13 protein-coding genes, 1 pseudogene and 1 riboswitch are annotated in these 17,953 nt (G+C 71.3%); of the genes and pseudogenes, 9 read left to right on the forward strand and 5 right to left on the reverse strand.

The window, feature by feature from the left end; all coding sequences use genetic code 11:
- The first annotated feature begins 160 nt into the window (after positions 1–160).
- Positions 161–2,698, forward strand: coding sequence for a SpoIIE family protein phosphatase (locus RNL97_RS31475; protein WP_030586183.1), 2,538 nt, complete (start codon positions 161–163; stop codon positions 2,696–2,698).
- 26 nt (positions 2,699–2,724) lie between these two features.
- On the opposite strand, the gene RNL97_RS31480 is transcribed toward RNL97_RS31475, so the two are convergent.
- The gene (locus RNL97_RS31480; RefSeq protein ID WP_030586181.1) at positions 2,725–4,086 is read right to left on the reverse strand and encodes an FAD-dependent oxidoreductase; all 1,362 of its coding nucleotides are present in this window, start codon (positions 4,084–4,086) and stop codon (positions 2,725–2,727) included.
- A 483-nt stretch (positions 4,087–4,569) separates the two neighbouring features.
- A riboswitch (cyclic di-AMP (ydaO/yuaA leader) is annotated at positions 4,570–4,728 on the forward strand.
- A 3-nt stretch (positions 4,729–4,731) separates the two neighbouring features.
- Here RNL97_RS31480 and RNL97_RS31485 point away from each other — a divergent pair.
- Entirely contained in the window at positions 4,732–5,568 is an 837-nt protein-coding gene (locus RNL97_RS31485; protein ID WP_030586179.1) for a transglycosylase SLT domain-containing protein, read from the forward strand.
- 276 nt (positions 5,569–5,844) lie between these two features.
- On the opposite strand, the pseudogene RNL97_RS31490 reads toward RNL97_RS31485, so the two are convergent.
- The 3 genes and pseudogenes from RNL97_RS31490 to RNL97_RS31500 all read right to left on the reverse strand — a co-directional run.
- A pseudogene (locus RNL97_RS31490) lies at positions 5,845–6,153 on the reverse strand (dihydrodipicolinate reductase); the annotation flags it as partial.
- Between the two features lie 120 nt (positions 6,154–6,273).
- The gene (locus RNL97_RS31495) at positions 6,274–9,225 is read right to left on the reverse strand and encodes a CARDB domain-containing protein (protein ID WP_313751494.1); all 2,952 of its coding nucleotides are present in this window, start codon (positions 9,223–9,225) and stop codon (positions 6,274–6,276) included.
- Positions 9,226–9,389: 164 nt separating this feature from the next.
- Positions 9,390–10,286: a UbiA family prenyltransferase gene (locus tag RNL97_RS31500; protein WP_030586172.1), complete on the reverse strand. Its 897-nt coding sequence runs from the start codon at positions 10,284–10,286 to the stop codon at positions 9,390–9,392.
- 118 nt (positions 10,287–10,404) lie between these two features.
- On the opposite strand from RNL97_RS31500, the gene RNL97_RS31505 reads away from it, so the two are divergent.
- The 7 genes from RNL97_RS31505 (at position 10,405) to RNL97_RS31535 (ending at position 16,228) form a co-directional block, all read left to right on the forward strand.
- The gene (locus tag RNL97_RS31505; protein ID WP_030586170.1) at positions 10,405–11,457 is read left to right on the forward strand and encodes a type III polyketide synthase; all 1,053 of its coding nucleotides are present in this window, start codon (positions 10,405–10,407) and stop codon (positions 11,455–11,457) included.
- 13 nt (positions 11,458–11,470) lie between these two features.
- Positions 11,471–11,998 (forward strand): isoprenylcysteine carboxyl methyltransferase family protein, encoded by a 528-nt coding sequence (locus RNL97_RS31510; protein WP_313751496.1) that lies wholly within the window; start codon positions 11,471–11,473, stop codon positions 11,996–11,998.
- Positions 11,995–13,011 carry an NAD(P)/FAD-dependent oxidoreductase gene (locus RNL97_RS31515; protein WP_243316075.1) on the forward strand — a complete coding sequence of 339 codons (1,017 nt, stop codon included), beginning with the start codon at positions 11,995–11,997 and terminating at the stop codon, positions 13,009–13,011. Before RNL97_RS31510 ends, RNL97_RS31515 begins: the two co-directional genes overlap by 4 nt.
- Positions 13,012–13,141: 130 nt before the next feature.
- Positions 13,142–14,815: an MFS transporter gene (locus RNL97_RS31520; protein ID WP_030586164.1), complete on the forward strand. Its 1,674-nt coding sequence runs from the start codon at positions 13,142–13,144 to the stop codon at positions 14,813–14,815.
- Between the two features lie 3 nt (positions 14,816–14,818).
- Positions 14,819–15,283 carry a VOC family protein gene (locus RNL97_RS31525; RefSeq protein ID WP_030586162.1) on the forward strand — a complete coding sequence of 155 codons (465 nt, stop codon included), beginning with the start codon at positions 14,819–14,821 and terminating at the stop codon, positions 15,281–15,283.
- Between the two features lie 95 nt (positions 15,284–15,378).
- Positions 15,379–15,777 (forward strand): DUF6221 family protein, encoded by a 399-nt coding sequence (locus RNL97_RS31530; protein WP_010072992.1) that lies wholly within the window; start codon positions 15,379–15,381, stop codon positions 15,775–15,777.
- 247 nt (positions 15,778–16,024) lie between these two features.
- Complete coding sequence (locus tag RNL97_RS31535) at positions 16,025–16,228, forward strand: cold-shock protein (protein ID WP_003964323.1); 204 nt, start codon at positions 16,025–16,027, stop codon at positions 16,226–16,228.
- Between the two features lie 71 nt (positions 16,229–16,299).
- On the opposite strand, the gene RNL97_RS31540 is transcribed toward RNL97_RS31535, so the two are convergent.
- On the reverse strand, positions 16,300–17,775 hold the full coding sequence (locus RNL97_RS31540) for an MFS transporter (protein ID WP_313751500.1): 1,476 nt from the start codon (positions 17,773–17,775) through the stop codon (positions 16,300–16,302).
- Between the last annotated feature and the right edge of the window lie 178 nt (positions 17,776–17,953).

Genomic DNA, 17,953 nt, shown 5'->3' on the forward strand with positions numbered 1-17,953 from the left:
GGTGCGGGGTGCCCAGGACCGGGAGCATGCTGGCTGTGTGACCCGGCACGATACGCCCCGGTCTTCCCCGCCCGGCGGACACGGGACCGTCGCCGGGGCGGCAGACGTCGGCCGTGTGCCGGACGAGTTCTCCCGCGCCGGGGCGGCAGACGTCGGCCGTGTGCCGGACGAGCTCTCCCTCGTCCTCGCCCAGGCCCTCGTCAGCGCCGTCGAGTCGAGCGACGGCTACGCGGGCGGCGTCTACCTGCGCAGCCGGACGCCCGGACTTCTCCGGCTCGCGGTGCTCGCCGGACTGCCGGGCCCGCTGTTCCGGCCCTGGTGGCGGATGCATGTGAACCGCCCCTTCCCGGTCTCCGAGGCCTACCGCTCGGGGCGGCCCGTACTGCTCTCCGACGCGGAGGAGGCCATGCGCCGCTTCCCGCAGCTGATGGCCGGGCTGCCGTTCCCGTTCGGTTCGCTGTGGGTGCCGATCACCGGGCCCCGGGGAAGCATGGGCGTACTGGCCGTCCTGCGGGCCTCCACGCCGGGGCAGCCCGTCGCCCCCGCCGACGGCGAACGGCTCCTCCGCCTGGGCCGCCGGCTCGGCGCCGCGCTCACCGATCTGGAGGGACGGGGCGTCGACTGCCTGTGGGAGACCGAGCCGGTCCCCGTGCAACTGCCCGCCGCCACCACGCCCCCGGTGCGCGTCGGCCGCTTCGACTGGGACCTGCACTCCGGGCAGGTCGCCGCCGACGACGAACTCTGCGCGATCCTCGGCTTCGAGCCCGCCGCCTTCCCGGGCACCGTCGACGCGCTCGCCGAACGGCTGGTCCCCGAGGACGTGTACGGGCTGTGGGCCCTGGCCCGGCAGACGGTGGAGTCCGCCGAACCGGTCGTCCGCCGGATGCGGCTGCGCGGCCCCGACGGCCGGTCCCATCTGCTGGAGCTGTCCGGCCGCTGGACGCACCCGGACGGCGATGTGTCCGCCAGCCATCTGACCGGCTTCCTGGTCGACCTGGGCGCCGGCCCCGTCGTACCGGAGGCCGCCGACCGGCTGCCGCGGGGGATCCTCTCCCTGGACCGGCTGGGCCGGATCACGTACGCCAACGGCCTCGCCGAGGAACTGCTCGGCCACGCCCGTACGGAGCTGGTGGGCCATCCGGTGTGGCAGGCCCTGCCGTGGTTCGGGCACGAGGCCTACGAGGACCACTACCGGGCGGCTCTGATCGCCGACGAGCCCGTCCACTTCCTCGCGCGGCGCCCGCCCGCACTCTGGCTGTCGGTGTCCCTGTACCCCGGGCACGACGGGGTGAGCGTCGTCCTCCAGGCGACCGACCAGCCGGCCTACGCCCCCGGCTCCGTCACCGCGCCGGGGCTGGGCATCGGCTCGACCGCCGACCGTTCCTCCGCGCTGTACCGGCCGGTGGCGCTCGCCATCGCGCTGACCGAGGCGGTCACGGCCCGCCAGGTCTCCTCGGTGGTCACGGACGAGCTGCTGCCCGCGTTCGGCGGCCGTCAGCTCGCGATCTACCTGCTGAACGAACGCCACCTCCACCTGGCCTGGGAGACGGGGTTCCCCAAGGGGTTCCTCGACCGCTTCGACGGGGTCGGGCTCGACGTCAGCATCCCCGGGGTGGAGACCCTCACCACGGGCCGCCCGATCTTCTTCGAGTCCATGCAGCGCCTGGCCGAGGCCTATCCGGGCATCCCGATCGACACGGACGTCGGGGCGCGGGCGTTCCTGCCGCTCATCGCCTCGGGACGGCCCGTCGGCTCCTGCATCCTCGGCTTCGACCGGCCGCGCGGCTTCAGCCCGGAGGAGCGTACGGTCCTGACGGCCCTGGCCGGGCTGATCGCGCAGGCCCTGCAGCGCGCCCAGCGCTACGACAGCGAGTCGGCGCTCGCCCGCGGGCTCCAGGACGCCCTGCTGCCGCACCGGCTGCCCGAGGTGGACGGGGTGGACACGCTGGGACGCTATCTCTCCGGTACCCAGGGCATGGACGTGGGCGGCGACTGGTACGACGTCATCGAGACCGGCCACGAACTCGCCCTGGTCATCGGGGATGTGCAGGGCCACGGCGTTTCCGCCGCCGCGACGATGGGACAACTGCGCAGTGCGGTGCGGGCGTTCGCGCTGAGCAAGCACGATCCGCAGGAGGTGATGAGCGGCACGAACCGGCTGCTCATCGACCTCGACCCGGGCCAGTTCGCGAGCTGCTGCTACATCGCCCTCGACCCGGCGACCGGCGTGGCCCGTGCCGTACGGGCGGGCCATCCGCAGCCCGTGCTGCGGCGGCCCGACGGCCGGACGGAGGTGCTGGACCTGCCCGGTGGCATCGTGCTCGGGATCGACGGGGACGCGGCCTACCCGGTCACGGAGATGCGGCTCGAACCGGGAGCGATGCTGGCCCTGTTCACGGACGGGCTGATCGAGCGTCCGGGGACGGACATCGACGAGGGCGTCGAGCGGTTGCGCGCCACCGTCGAACGCATCGGCGCCGTCCCCCTGGCCGAGACGGCCGACCAGGTCATCGGCGAGGCGAGGGCGGCCACCGACCGCCCCGACGACATCGCCCTCCTGCTCGCCGCCCGGTGGGCCGAGGCCCCTCGGGCCGCCCGGCGCCCCCGGACGGCGCAGGAACCCGGGCCCGATCTGTGGCGCACGTTCAGGAGGCCGGACCCGGGGCGTACGACGGGTGCCCCGGATCCGGCCTCCTAGAAGGTGCCTGAAAGACGTCCTGCCGATCAGGCGCCGGAGGCGTCCAGCATGCCCTCGCGCTCCACGACCTTGATCCGCTCACGGCCCTGGGCCGCACCCAGCGCCTGCTCGTGGGCGTCCAGCTTGTGCCAGCCCTCCCAGGTCGTGTAGCGGACGCCCCGGTCCTCCAGGAACGCCTCGACGGCCTCCGGGGCGGGCGTCGCCGGCTCGGGCAGACGGCCGGCGGCACGGTCCTCCAGGACGCAGGCGACCGTCTCGTTGGCGTCGCCCTTGGTGTGTCCGATCAGACCGATCGGGCCGCGCTTGATCCAGCCGGTGACGTAGACCGAGGCCATGTGCTCGTCCCCGGCGATGACCCGGCCCGCCTCGTGCGGGACGGTGCCGGAGGTGACGTCGAAGGGGAGCTTGGGCAGCTCCTCGGAGTAGTAGCCGACGGCACGGTAGACGCTCTGCACGTCCCAGTCGGTGAACCGGCCGGTACCCCGGACGTTTCCGGTGCCGTCCAGCTCGGTGCGCTCGGTGCGCAGCGCGGTGACCTTGCCGTCCTCGCCGAGGATCTCGACCGGGGACTCGAAGAAGTGCAGGAACAGCTTGTGCGGGCGGTCGCCGACGTCGCGGATCGCCCAGTTCTCCAGGGTCTGCGCGACCATGTTGGCCTGCTTGTTCTCGCGGCGGGTCGCGATGGAGCCCTCGTCGTACTCGATGTCCTCGGGGTTGACGATGACCTCGATGTGGGGGGAGTGGTCCAGCTCCCGCAGCTCCATCGGGCTGAACTTGGCCTGCGCCGGCCCACGCCGCCCGAACACATGCACCTCCAGCGCCTTGTTCTGCTTGAGACCCTGGTAGACGTTGTCCGGGATCTCGGTGGGCAGCAGTTCGTCGGCCGTCTTGGCCAGGACCCGGGCCACGTCCAGGGCCACGTTCCCGACGCCGAGCACGGCGACCTTCTCCGCGGTGAGCGGCCAGGTGCGCGGGACCTCGGGGTGCCCGTCGTACCAGGAGACGAACTCGGCCGCGCCGTAGGAGCCGTCCAGTTCGATGCCGGGGATGTCGAGCGCGCGGTCGGCCTCGGCGCCGGTCGAGAAGATCACCGCGTCGTAGAACGACCGCAGGTCGTCCAGGCCGATGTCGTGCGGGTAGCCGACGTTCCCGAAGAGCCGTATCTGGGGCTTGTCCAGCACCTGGTGCAGGGCTTTCACGATGCCCTTGATCCGCGGGTGGTCGGGGGCCACCCCGTAGCGGATGAGACCGAAGGGGGCGGGCATGCGCTCGAAGAGGTCGATGGAGACCCCCGGGTCCTGGCAGACCTCGGATTTGAGCAGCGCGTCCGCAGCGTAGATACCGGCGGGGCCGGCTCCGACAATGGCGACGCGGACGGGGCGTGTCATGGCGTGGTGATCCTTCGGGGCGGGCGAACGCGGGCAGGTACAGCGTACGTCGGAGGTAAGGGTTGGCTTACTAGTCTCCACCTCACACCGTAAGCGATCGCCGGGCGGGCCCTTCGGCCGACCCCGCCTGGAGTGCCCGATCGGCCCGTTTTGTTCTACCGATATGGTCGATTTGGCCCCTATGGGGCTCATGGTCAATAAAGGGCTTATTAGGGTTACCGGGGCATTTGCTTAGGCGCAATTTCGCCATCGCCGCGAGGGAGTGGTGAGCGTCACGTCCAAGAGGGCGGACGCCGAAGCGGACGTATCGGTTCCCTTCTGCGCGAGGAAAGTTGACGCCGTGACGGCGCGGCCCGATCCGGCAATTCCGCTATTCGATCATGCGCGGAAAGGGAAATCGGGAATGCAGGGCTTGTTCCGTCCGATGTTTCTCGCCTACGGTCACCGTCAATCCGGATGGAACGCCGAATCCTGCCGCCGTCCGGGAATCCGAAACCCACTCACGTACGGCAGGAGCGGGGGACCCAGGTAAGCCGCCGATCCGTAACCGGAACGGCTTGGGGTGAAGTCGCACGACCGTGCGGCCAGACATCTCCCGTCTGAACCCGACAGCTCACCTCGCAGGCGCCGGAGAGGAAATCCCCCATGCCCGCACTGGGTAAGCACCGTCGTCCCAAGTCCATCTCGCTCGGCCGCGGCCTCGCCGCCGTGACCACCGGTGGAGCCGTTCTCGCCCTCCCGGTGATCGGTGCCACCAGCGCCTTCGCCGCTCCTGCCCCCGCCGCCGCGGCGCAGGCCGTGGCGCCCGCCGCGGTGGTCGCCCAGGCGAATCCCGCCGCGAAGGCCGCCCCCGCCAAGCATTCCGTGATGGCCGGCGAAACGCTTTCCAAGATCGCTCGCGAGCATTCCGTCAGCGGCGGCTGGAAGAAGCTGTACGAAGGAAACCGGAAGATCATCGGATCGAATCCCGATCTCATTCACCCGGGTATCAAGCTGGACATCGGAGTCACGTCCGATGCCTCGTCGGACGGTAAGACCTCCAAGGCTTCTCCGTCCGCCGCGCGCGGCGCTTCGGCGGACCGCGCCGACCGTTCGGAGCGCATCAACGCCGCCCCCGTGGCAAAGGCCGCTCCGGCCGCCGAGAAGAAGGTCGTCACCTACACGAACGACCTCGACGGCTGGATCCGGGAATCGCTGGCGATCATGGCGGAGCAGGGCATCCCCGGCACCTACGAGGGCATCCACCGCAACATCATGCGCGAGTCCTCCGGCAACCCGGCCGCCATCAACAACTGGGACTCCAACGCGGTCAAGGGCACCCCGTCCAAGGGGCTGCTCCAGGTCATCGACCCGACGTTCCAGGCCTACCACGTGCCCGGCACCTCGACCGACAGCTACGACCCGGTCGCCAACATCACGGCCGCGTGCAACTACGCGGCGGACCGCTACGGCTCGATCGACAACGTCTTCGGCGCCTACTGATCCCTGCGCGACCGCACAGCACGAAGGGGCCCCGGACCGCACGGTCCGGGGCCCCTTCGTGGTCCCGGGGTGTCGCCGGGAAGTTACCCCCGAGTTTCTCGTGTACTTACCTCGCGAACCGCAGGAGAACCTGTTGCACTCTGCGGAGAGTGAGGGACGTCACATGAACGACAATGACATGCAGGACAGCGGGGCCAAGGGTGTTTCGCGTCGAAGATTCATCACTGGAACAGGTTCTTTTCTGGGAGCCGCGGCGATCGTCGGGCACGTCCCCCGGGAGGGCGTGACGACCACCGCACCGGCCCGGATCGCCCGGCCGATGTCGGCCAGGGCGTCATCGGGACGGATGTCGCCGGACGCCGTGTAGACCACCGCCCGGGGGCGGGAGGCCAGGACGGCGCCGATGCCGTCGGTGGCCGCGACCCCGAGCGGGTGCCCGAGACCGCCGAGTTCGCCCGCGTCGCGGCCGACCTTGGCGGGACCGTGCACGAGGACGGCGGCGAGCGTCAGTGCCGGAGGGGCCTCGACGGCGCGGACCGCCGCGCGGCCGACGTTGCCGGTACCCCAGACAACCGTGGGAATCATGCGCGGAGGGTAGCTCCGGGGCCTTGCACTTCCCAGAGTTGTGACCCCACCGAATCCCCGGGGCAAAGGGTGTTCCCGGGCCGGCGGGGGATCCGCCGGCCCGGGAGCCGGTCAGGTCGTTCAGCGCTTCGCGCGGGCGCCGTTCGGGGTGCCGGAGATCGTGAACTGCGAACCCGGCTCGATCAGCACATGGTCGTCGCGCGAGTCGGTGATCGTCACGTCGGTGAGCGTCGCATTGCCGCGTGCGCCGCCCATCGCGAGGATGCCGGAGCCGTTGTTGGACGAGTCGATCCGCACGTTCTGGATCTTGACGTCCGGCATCAGGCCGCCACCCGTCTTGAACTGGATGCCGTCGTAGGTGGAGTCGACGATGTCCGTGTCGCGGATCGTGACTCCGGGGATCGGCAGATTCTGCGGGAAGAGGGTGATCGCACCGAACTCCTGGTCCTCGTTCCAGAAGGCTCCGCCGGTGCGGTACAGGCCGTTGTTGGCGATCAGCGTCTGCCCGGAGAAGGGCAGCGGATCGTGGTCGGTCGCCAGCATGATGGCCGGGTAGTTCATGGTGTCGGAGATCAGGTTGTTCTCGATCTTGTTGCCGTGACCGCCGTAGATCGCGATGCCGTTGGCGCGCCACGGGAGCTGGATGGTGTTGTTGCGGAAGCTGTTGTCGTGGCCGATGTCGACGGTCTGGTCCTTGACGTACTTGCTGGACCAGACGGCGAGCGCGTCGTCGCCGGTGTTGCGGAACGATGAGTTGTAGACCGTGGAGTTCCGGGTGCCGTTGGCGAAGTTGATGCCGTCCGCGTACGTGTTGCGGATCCGCATGCCGGTGAACTCGACGCCGTCGCCCGGGTTCCACAGCTCCTGGATGTTGTCGAAGTCGCGGCCGGCCCAGACACCCACGTTGGCGTGCTCGATCCAGACATTGCTGATCTTCGTGTCCTTGCCGAACCGGCCGTTGAGCGCGACGCCGCCCTCGTGGTTGCCGTCACCGCCGCGGATCGTGCCCGAACCGAATATGGCGATGTCGGAGATTTGCGTGTTCTCGTCGATGTCGAAACCGAAGTTGCCCTCGTGCGGGTGGTTGATACCGCCCGCTTCATGCGGCGGGGTCAGCGTGTAGAGCTGGGAGTGCCACATGCCCGCGCCCCGGATCGTCACGTCCCGGATGCCGACCTGGTTCCACTGGCCCCGGTCGAGCGGGTCGTCGGTGAGGATCTTCTGCTCCTGGCGCCACTGGCCCGCCGGGATCCAGACGCAGTCGATCCGGCCGTTCTGGTTGGCCGTCACCGCGCGCTGGATGGCGGCCGTGTCGTCGAGCCCGTCGTTCGCCACCGCGCCGTACGTCGTGATGGAGACACAGCCGGACGGCTGCGAGGAGGGCGCCGCCACCTGCTCCAGGTCTATCAGGTCGATGATGTGGAAGGCGGCGTTGTCGCTCGCGTCGCGCTGGAGGCGGAACTCCGTTCCCGCCGGGTAGGTCTCGGTGAGCAGGGCGTGGGACTCGTCGAACAGCCGCCGCGCGTCGCCGCCCGGAGTGTTGGTGAGCCCCTCGGGGCTGTCGGTGTTCCCGTACAGCCAGCTGTGCTTCGAGGAGAGGCCGAGTTTGCGGACGAACTCGCCGTCGGCGTACAGGCTGATGGTCGCATCGCGGCCGCCGCCGCCCGGCGCGTCCGGGATGGAGTTGCGGACGACGAGCGAGTTCGCCGGGGCGGTCGAGGTGAACTCCACGTAGTCACCGGTGGAGTTGAGCCGCACCGACTCGCGGCCGGAGGACTCGGTGGCGAAGTTGGTGTGCCCGAAGGTGCGTTCGGCGTCGGACTGGAGCAGTGTGCCCTTGTAGTCGGCCTTCTCCGCCTCCAGTTCGGTGTACGGGACGGCGGCGCCGCGTCCGACGACGATGGACCGGGCGAAGGTGTTGTTGGTCTCACTGGTCTCGGCGACCAGGTTCGTGGCGTCGGCGGTGGCGGTCAGGGTCGCGCCGCCGCTCGCCGCCGTCCAGCTGCCGCCGACCGTGACGTTCGCGGTCGCGCCCGCGGCGATGGCCGGGGTGGTGCCGTTGAGCGTGGTGGAACCGACGGTCAGCCGGGTGACCGTGCCCGCGTTCACCGCACTGGTGCCGCGGTTGTGCACCGCAACGGTGAAGGTGACCGCCGCGCCGACGGCCGGGTTGGCCGGGCTGGAGGTGATGGAGCGGGCCTCCAGGTCGGGGCCGGGGCTCTGACCGACCACGAGCGGGGAGGCGGTGGTGCGGCTGTTGTTGGTGTTGTCCGACTCGGCGACCGTGTCGGTCGGGTCCACCAGTGCCGAGACGGTGTACGCCCCCCGCGGCCGCTTGCCGACTTCGACCGAGATCGGGGCCGAGGCCCCGGCCGCGAGGGGGCCGACCGGCGCGCTGCCCACGACCACGCCGCCCAGGCTCACATGGACGGCGGTCGCGGGGGAGGCGGCCGAGCCGGCGTTGCGGACGGTGCCCTCGACGGTGATGTCGTCCGTCTCGGACGGTGACGAGGGGCTCCAGGACAGCGCGCTGACGGTCAGGTCCGGGTTGGGAGCGGCCGTCCCGAAGACCTGGATCTCGGCGATCTGGGCGCCGGGAGCCTCGGTGTTGGAGAAGAACTTCAGCTGGAGGTCGGCGACCCGGCCGTCCACCGGGATGGTCACCGTGTTCCGGTTGGAGCCGGGGTTGAACACATAGCCGGCGCGGGTGCGCAGCGAGGTGAACGCAGTGCCGCCCTGCGCCCGGCCGAGCACTTGGATGTCCTGCGTGCGGGTGGCCCAGATCGGGTCCGGGTTGAGCTTGAGGACCACGGAGTCGAGGTCCGCGTCCGCGCCGAGCTTCACCGTCAGGTCGGCGGGGTGGCCGTTCGATTCCCAGTAGCTGTCGAGCCTGCCGTCGTTGGCGTTCGATGCCGGGTATCCGCCGTGCGATCCGCTGGCGGTGACGGTCTTGCCCCGCGCGAGGTCCGTGGCCTCAGCCGCGTTCGCGGTGACGGGCAGGAGCCCGGCGGAGATCAGTCCGGCTGCCAGCAGCCCGGCGACCGTCCGTCCGGTGAGTCGCTTCCATCTCATGATGACCTCTGCTTCCACAATATTTGAGCCCACAAGTCAATCTTTTGCGGTCAGAGATTCACAGATTTCTGCGCCGTTTCGGATTTGTCAACGGTCTTCGCATGGCCATGTCATCCGGGCGCGTGACATGACGCGTTGTCAGGCAGCCGCCGACGAGAACCTGTTCAGCCCGCCGCCACGCCCCGGGCCAGCAGCAACGCCAGATCCACCGCCGCCGCGGCCACCGCTCCGGCCAGTGCCGCCTTGCGCCACCGGCGGCCGAGCGCCGGACCGGCGAGCGCCGCCGCCCCGGCCAGGGCGAGCGCCGCGGCACCCCCGGCGCCCACCGGTCCGGGCGGCCCGAGCGCCAGCACCGCCGTAGCGCCGAGGAGCGGCAGCGGCAGCAGCAGCCGGGTCCCCGTGTCGCCCAGCCGGTGCGGAAGGCCCCGGATCCCGGCCGCCCGGTCCGCCGCGATGTCCGGGAGCGTGTCGGCCAGATGCGCCGCGAACCCGAGCAGGGCCCCGGCCGCCACCGTCCACCACCGGGGTGCCGGCCCGCCGGGCAGGGAGAGGGTGACGGCGGCGGGCAGGGCGCCGAACCCGGCCGCGTACGGCAGCCAGGACAGGGCGGTCGCCTTGAGCCGCAGGTTGTAGAGCCAGGCGGCCGCGACCGCGGCAAGGTGCACCGTACCGGCGAGGAGCCCGCAGGCCAGCGAGAGCGGTACGCACAGGGCGAGCGCGGCCGTCGCCGCCGCCCACACCGCGCCCGCCCCGACCGTGCCGTCGGACGCGGGCTTCCCCCGGCGGCCCGCCCGGGCGTCACGCCGCGCGTCGTACGCGTCGTTGCACCAGCCCACCGAGAGCTGGCCGGTCAGCACGGCCGCCGTGACCAGCGTGGAACGGGGACCGCCGAGGCCGGAGCCGAGGGCGAGGGCGCAGGCGAGCGCGGTCACCGCGAGCGCGGGCCCGGGGTGACACGCGAGCGCGAGCCCCATGACCCGGCCACCCCGCTGCCCGGCACCGGCCGGAGCGACGTCGACCGGAACGGAACCCGCCGGGTCCACCCTCTCCATGGCGTCCATCGGGCGATCGTAGGGGGCTGTCGCCCCGTCAATGCCACGACCGGGCGGGTCTTTTGCGCCGTTTCGCACCACCTTGTGGGCAGGATGGGGGCATGACGCCACCGAAGCAGGAGGCAGGATGACCCGCATCGCCGCGGTGCACGGGGCTCTGCCGTCGCACCGCCACACCCAGCGCGAGGTCACCGACATGGTGGCCCGGACCTGCCTGCCGCCCGGTGCCGACCGCCGCGTCCTCGACCGGCTCCACGAGAACGCCCGGGTCCGCAGCCGGCACACCGTGCTGCCGCTGGACGGCTACGGCGACCTCGACGGCTTCGGTCCGTCCAACGACGTGTTCATCCGGTCCGCCGTCGACCTCGGCGCCCAGGCCGTACGCGGCGCGCTGCGGGCGGCGGGACTGCGCCCCTCCGACGTCGACCTGCTGATGTTCACCTCCGTCACGGGCATCGCGACCCCCTCGATCGATGCCCGGCTCGTCACCCGGCTCGGGATGCGGTCCGACGTCAAACGGCTGCCCGTCTTCGGCCTCGGCTGCGTCGCCGGAGCCGCCGGAACGGCGCGGCTGCACGACTACCTCCTCGGCCGTCCCGACGACGTGGCCGTGCTCCTGTCGGTCGAACTCTGCTCCCTCACCTTCCAGCGCCACGACGTCTCGCCCGCCAACCTCGTGGCGACCGCGCTGTTCGGGGACGGAGCGGCCGCCGTCGTCGCCCTCGGCGCGCGCCGGGCCGTCGCCGGGCCCGAGATCGTGGCCACCCGCAGCCGGATGTACCCGGACACCGAGCACGTCATGGGCTGGGACATCGGCTCCACCGGCTTCCGCGTCGTCCTCGATCCGGGCGTGCCCGACGTCGTACGCCACTATCTCGCCGACGACGTACGGGAGTTCCTCGGCGAACACGGCCTCAAACCGAAGGACATCGCCCACTGGGTCTGCCACCCGGGCGGCCCCAAGGTCCTGGAGGCGGTGACCGAGGTCCTCGACCTGCGCGACGGGGCGCTCGACGTCACCTGGCGCTCGCTGGCCGACATCGGCAACCTGTCCTCGTCCTCGGTCCTGCACGTCCTGCGGGACACCATCGAACAGCGCCGGCCGGAGCCGGGCACCCCCGGACTGCTGCTCGCCATGGGCCCGGGGTTCTGCTGCGAACTGGTGCTGCTGCGCTGGTAGGAAGGAACGGTCCATGACCTGGTACACCGCCCTCGTGCTCGCCGTCGCCGCCGAGCGCCTCGCCGAGCTCGTGGTGGCCCGCCGCAACGCCCGCTGGAGCCTCGCCCGCGGCGGCACCGAATCGGGCCGGGGACACTATCCGGCGATGGTCGCGCTGCACACCGTGCTCCTGGCCGGCTGCGTGGCGGAAGCCCGGTTCGCCGAACGTCCCTTCCCGCCCGTCCTCGGCTGGGTCATGGTCGCCGTCGTCGTGGCCGCGCAAGCGCTGCGCTGGTGGTGCATCCGTACGCTCGGCCCCCGTTGGAACACCCGCGTCATCGTGGTCCCCGGCCTGCCCCGGGTCACCGGCGGCCCCTACCGGTGGCTGAGCCACCCCAACTACGTCGCCGTCGCCGCCGAAGGCCTCGCGCTGCCCCTGGTCCACGGGGCGTGGGTGACCGCCCTGGTGTTCACCGCCCTCAACGCCGCGCTCATGGTCGTACGGATCCGCTGCGAGGACGGGGCACTGGCCCGCCTCCCGTCCGTGGAGGCGCGGGCGTGATCGACGTCCTGGTCGCGGGCGGCGGACCGGCCGGAATGGCCGCCGCGATCCGGGCCGCCTCCGCGGGCCTGGAAGCGGTGGTGGTCGAGCCGCGCACCACCCCCGTCGACAAGGCGTGCGGCGAGGGCATCATGCCCGGCGGCGTCGCGGCCCTGCGCGACCTCGGCGTCCGCGTCACGGGCCACGAGCTGCGCGGCATCCGCTACACCGACGGCCGACGCAGCGCGGAAGCGGCTTTCCGGGGCGGCCCGGGCGCGGGCGTCCGCCGCACCGAACTCCACGCTGCCCTGCACGGACGCGCCGCCGCCCTCGGCGTCCGCGTCCTCGCCGGCAAGGTGGGGGAGATCCGGCAGGACGAGCACACCGTCACCGCCGCCGGACTCACCGCACGCTGGCTCATCGCCGCCGACGGGCTCCACTCGCCGCTGCGCCGCGCCCTGGGCCTCGACCACCCGGTCCCCGGCCCCGGACGCTACGGGCTGCGCCGCCACTACCCGCTCGCCCCCTGGACGGACCACGTCGAGGTGCACTGGTCCCGGCACGGCGAGGCATATGTGACCCCGGTCGGCGAGCGCCTGGTGGGCGTGGCCGTCCTGAGCCGCGACCGCCGCCCCTACGACCAGCACCTGGCCGCCTTCCCCGCCCTCGCGGCCCGGCTCGCGGACGGCCCGGGGGCCACGCCCGTACGCGGGGCAGGTCCGCTGCGTCAGCGGGCGCTGGGCCGACGGGCCGGGCGCGTCCTGCTGGTCGGCGACGCCGCGGGGTACGTGGACGCCCTCACCGGGGAGGGCATCGCCCTCGCGGTCGCCACGGCGACGACCGCGGTCGACTGCCTGAGCGCCGGGCGGCCCGAGGACTACCCCCGCCAGTGGGCCCGGGCCACCCGGCGCTACCGCATGCTCACCGCGGCCCTGCTCAGCGCAGCGGGCCACCCGTCCTCGGGCCGGCTGATCGTCGCCGCGGCCCACCGGGCGCCCGCCGTCTTCCGCACCGCGGTCCGCGCGCTCCAGTGAGTCCCCGGCGGCGTGTACGGCAGGACGTCCGCCTCGAATGGCAAGGTCCCCGGTTCCGGCCTAACGTCGGTCGGGTGAACACCCGCGCTCACGCGGGGCACTGCCCTCGGCACGAGAGACGAACTCCACCATGACGGGCTCCCGCGCGACACCCACGGCCACGGCCCACGACCGGCACCGGAGCGGACTGGCGCTGCTGGTCATCGCCTCGTGCCAGCTGATGGTGGTGCTCGACGTCACCATCGTCAACATCGCGCTGCCGCACATGCAGAAGGACCTGGGGTTCTCCACCGAGAACCTCTCCTGGGTCGTCAACGCGTACACGTTGACTTTCGGCGGACTGCTGTTGCTCGGCGGACGCCTCGGCGACATCCTCGGCCGCCGCAGAGTCTTCGTCTTCGGCGTGCTCCTCTTCGTCTTCGCCTCGCTGCTCGGCGGACTGTCCCAGGAGGGCTGGCAGTTGCTGGCAGCCCGCTCCCTCCAGGGCGTCGGCGGCGCTGTCGCCTCGCCGACCGCCCTGTCGCTGATCACCACGACCTTCCGCGAAGGCCCCGAACGCAACCGCGCGTTCGGGGTCTTCGCCGCCGTCTCGGCGGGCGGCAGCGCGATCGGGCTGCTGGCAGGCGGGGTGCTGGTGGAGTGGCTGGACTGGCGCTGGGTCCTGTTCGTCAACGTCCCGATCGGCCTGCTGATCGCCTTCGCGACCCCTCGCTACATCCCCGAGTCCGAACGCCGTCCGGGCCACTTCGACGTCCTCGGCGCGCTCACCTCGACGGTCGGCATGGTGCTGCTCGTCTACGGCTTCATCCGGGCCTCCGAGGACGGCTGGACCGACGGGCTCACCCTCGGCTCGTTCGCGGCCGCCGTGGTGCTCCTCGCGGTCTTCATCCTGATCGAACGCGGCTCGAAGCAGCCCATCACGCCGCTGTGGATGTTCCGCGACCGCAACCGCGCCGGGTCGTACGCGATGATGCTCAGCCTCGCCGCGGCGATGTTCGGGATGTTCTTCTTCCTCACCCTGTTCGTGCAGAACGTGCTCGACTTCAGCCCGCTGCGGGCCGGGCTCGCCTTCCTGCCGGTCAGCGCCGTCATCGCGGTCAGCGCGGGCCTGGCCTCCCAACTGCTGCCCCGCTGGGGACCCAAACCCTTCATGGTGGTCGGTGCGCTCCTGGCGGCCGCCGGCCTCGGCTGGCTGACGCTGACCGACGTCCACAGCTCCTACCTCGGCTCGATCCTCGGCCCGATGCTCGTGTTCGGCTTCGGCATGGGCATGCAGTTCGTCTCGCTGACCCTGATGGCCGTCTCGGGCGTCGCCCCGAAGGAGGCGGGCGCCGCCTCCGGCATCCTCAACGCCACCCAGCAGGTGGGTGGCTCGCTGGGGCTGTCGATCCTGGTCACGACGTTCGGCACGGCCAGCCGCAACGAGGCGAGAGTCCAGGAGCCGAGGTTCCGTGAGGAGGCCACGCGCGCCCAGCTGGAAGAGGCGGGCAGGACCGGCCAGCTGCCACCGCCCTGGGGCGACGAGGTGCTCACCTCGGGCGTCTCCAGCGCCTTCGTCGTCGCGGCCTGCTTCGCCGTGGTCGCCGCCCTGGTCGCCCTGTTCGTCATCCAGGTCCGGCCCGCCGACCTGGCCCGCCTCCAGGGCGGCGCGACACCGCTCGGCGCGGAGGGGGCGCTCGACGGCGAGGCGGACGAGCCGACGCCCGGCGCGGACGCGACCCGGCCCGATCCGGACGCACCACCGCCCGACCCGGACGATCCACGGCCGGACCCGGACAACGACCGACCCACGAAAGGGCTGTGAACCATGGACTGGACCCTCGAAGTGATCGTGCTTCCCGTGACCGACGTCGACCGGGCCCGGGACTTCTACCGGGACAAGCTCGGCTTCCACGTCGACATCGACGACGAGGTGATGCCGGGCGCCCGCGTGGTCCAGCTGACGCCTCCGGGATCCGGCTGTTCGATCGCCCTCACCGACGGCCTGCCCAACCCGACGGGAACCCCGCAGCCGGGCACGTACCACGGCCTCCAGCTCTGCGTCACCGACATCGCCGCCGCGCACGCCGAACTCGTCGGCCGAGGCGTCGAGGTCTCCGCGCCGCAGCGCTACACCCCCGACGACGGGGCGACCTTCATGCACTTCACCGACCCGGACGGCAACGGCTGGGCGGTGCAGGAGTACCGCCGCCGGGAGACCGAACCCCTCCACAAGGTCCTCGCGGACCAGGCCGCCGGGAACGGGGGAGACACGGGGGACACGGTGGGGTGAACCGGATGCGAAGGTGGATCGCGTTGCGTCCGGTCCACCAGAATGCTCCCCGTATCGAGTGCAGAGATCCATCAGCGCAAGGGAGCGGCATCCACATGGGCGGCAACGCAGACATGGTGGCCTTCGTCCGGGCGCGGCTCGCCGACGAGGAACACGTCGCACTGGCCGCCGGCGGGGACCGATGGCGGTGCCCGGCCGATGTTCCGGGCGAGGTCCACGACCGCACCGGCGGGGTGGCGTTCACGGTGCGGGGCCGGGGCTTCGACCAGCACATCGCTCTCCAGAACCCCGCGCGGACCCTGGAGCGCATCGAGACGAACCGCGTCATGCTCGGCGAGTACGTCGAAGTGGCCGACCTGGACACGGACCGCCCGGCCGAGGACTTCCGCTCCGGCCGCGCGGTGGGGCTGGGCTTCGCCGTACGGCAGCTCGCCGCCGAGTACGCAGGTCACCCCGACTACCAGGCGCGTTGGCTGCCCCGGTTCATCCAGTAGCCGATGGCACCCGAACGGACGGCGATCGGTGTGGTACGACCCGGTGACCATGGAGGTGATCCACGCCAAAATGGCGTTGCTCTCTGGTGAGGAGTGATCCCGCCGTGTAGCGTCGCCGACAGATGTCGTGGTTCGCAGTACCTGCCCGCGCCTGGCGCGGGCGTTTTGCTGTGCAGTGCCTGAGAACCAGGGCGATCACCTCCGGGTCCGCGCGGTGCGGATCCGTTTACTGCTGAGAGGTACAGGCATGGCCAGCGGAACCGTCAAGTGGTTCAACTCGGAAAAGGGCTTCGGCTTCATCGCGCAGGACGGCGGCGGCCCCGACGTCTTCGCGCACTACTCCAACATCAACTCCACCGGCTTCCGTGAGCTTCAGGAAGGCCAGGCGGTGACCTTCGACATCACCCAGGGCCAGAAGGGCCCGCAGGCGGAGAACATCACCACCGCCTGATCCGGGTTGACCGACCCGGGAGCCCCGGAGCGCGACGCGCTCCGGGGCTCCCGGGCGTTCCGGGCCGCGGGTCAGCGGGGTTGACGGCCGCCCTCGGCCTCCACGGCCGACAGGGGGGTGGCGATGTCCTCCAACGAGCGCTGCTCGGCGGGCACCGCGAAGAAGAGCGCGACCACGCCCGCCGCCACCATCAGGGTGGCTCCCACGCAGAAGGCGATGACCGCGTCGGCCACCACACCGCTCTCGGTGAGGCTCGCGAACAGCAGCGGCCCTGAGATACCGCCGGCCGCGGTGCCGATGGCGTAGAAGAACGCGATCGACATCGCGCGCGTCTCCATCGGGAAGATCTCGCTGACCGTCAGGTAGGCGGAGCTCGCCCCGGCCGAGGCGAAGAAGAGGACCACGCACCAGCACAGCGTCATGGTCGTGGCGGTGAGCAGCCCCGCTCCGAACAGCCAGGCCGTTCCGAACAGCAGCACGCCCGACAGGATGTACGTGCCCGAGATCATCGGACGCCGGCCCCAGACGTCGAACAGGCGCCCGAGCAGAAGGGGGCCGAGGAAATTGCCGAAAGCGATGACGGCGAAGAAGTACCCGGTCGTTCCGCTGGAGACGTCGAAGAACTTCACCAGGATGGACCCGAACCCGAAGGTGATGGCGTTGTAGAGGAACGCCTGCCCGACGAAGAGGGAGAAACCGAGCGTGGCCCGCCGGGGGTGGTCCCGGAAGACGCTCCAGGCGATCTCCAGGAAACCGACGCTCCTGCGCTGGCGGACGGTGATCTCCGTCGTCGCCTCCGGGAGCGGTTTCCCCTTCTCCTCCTCGACCGTGCGCTCCACGTCGTCGACGAGACGCTCCGCCGCTTCCCCGTGGCCATGGATGAACATCCACCGGGGGCTCTCCGGAACATGGCGGCGTACCAGCAGGATGACCAGACCGAGCACGACACCGAGGGCGAACGTGAGCCGCCAGCCGATGTCCTTCGGGAAGATGTCGGTGTTCAGGGCGACGACCGACAGCAGGGCGCCGCCCATCGCTCCGAACCAGTAACTGCCGTTGATGATGAGGTCGACCCGGCCGCGGTACTTGCTCGGGATCAGTTCGTCGATGGCGGAGTTGATGGCCGCGTACTCCCCGCCGATACCGAAACCCGTGAGGAAGCGACAGAGGAAGAACCACCAGGGCGAGAAGGAGACCGCGGTCAGCGCGGTGGCCCCGAGGTAGACGGCCAGAGTGATCAGGAAGAGTTTCTTGCGGCCGTAGAGGTCGGTGAGGCGGCCGAAGAAGAGGGCCCCGGCGCAGGCCCCCGCCACGTACAGTGCCGCCGCGACACCGGTGACCTGGGCGTCCGTGATGGCCAGGCCGCTGCCGTCCTCGGACAGGCGGCTCGCGATGTTGCCGACCACGGTCACTTCCAGGCCGTCGAGGATCCACACGGTCCCGAGGCCGACCACGATCATCCAGTGCCATCGCGACCACGGAAGCCGGTCCAGCCGGGCGGGAACCCGGGTCGAGACCGTTCCCAGGACCGGTTCGTCTCTGCTCATGTGTCTGACTCCTCGGCTGCGGCGTCCCGGCCTCGTGGTCCGGGCCGGAGCGCGGGTACCCGGCGATGAAACCGGACAAACAGCGGTCGGGGCGGCGGGCCGCGCAGAAGGGGGGCGGTTCCTGTGTCCGCCGGCCGGCGTTCGACCGGGTGGCCGTGATCCGGGGATTGGGCTGCCG

It is taken from the genome of Streptomyces parvus, from assembly GCF_032121415.1.
Classification (GTDB): Bacteria; Actinomycetota; Actinomycetes; order Streptomycetales; family Streptomycetaceae; genus Streptomyces; species Streptomyces globisporus_A.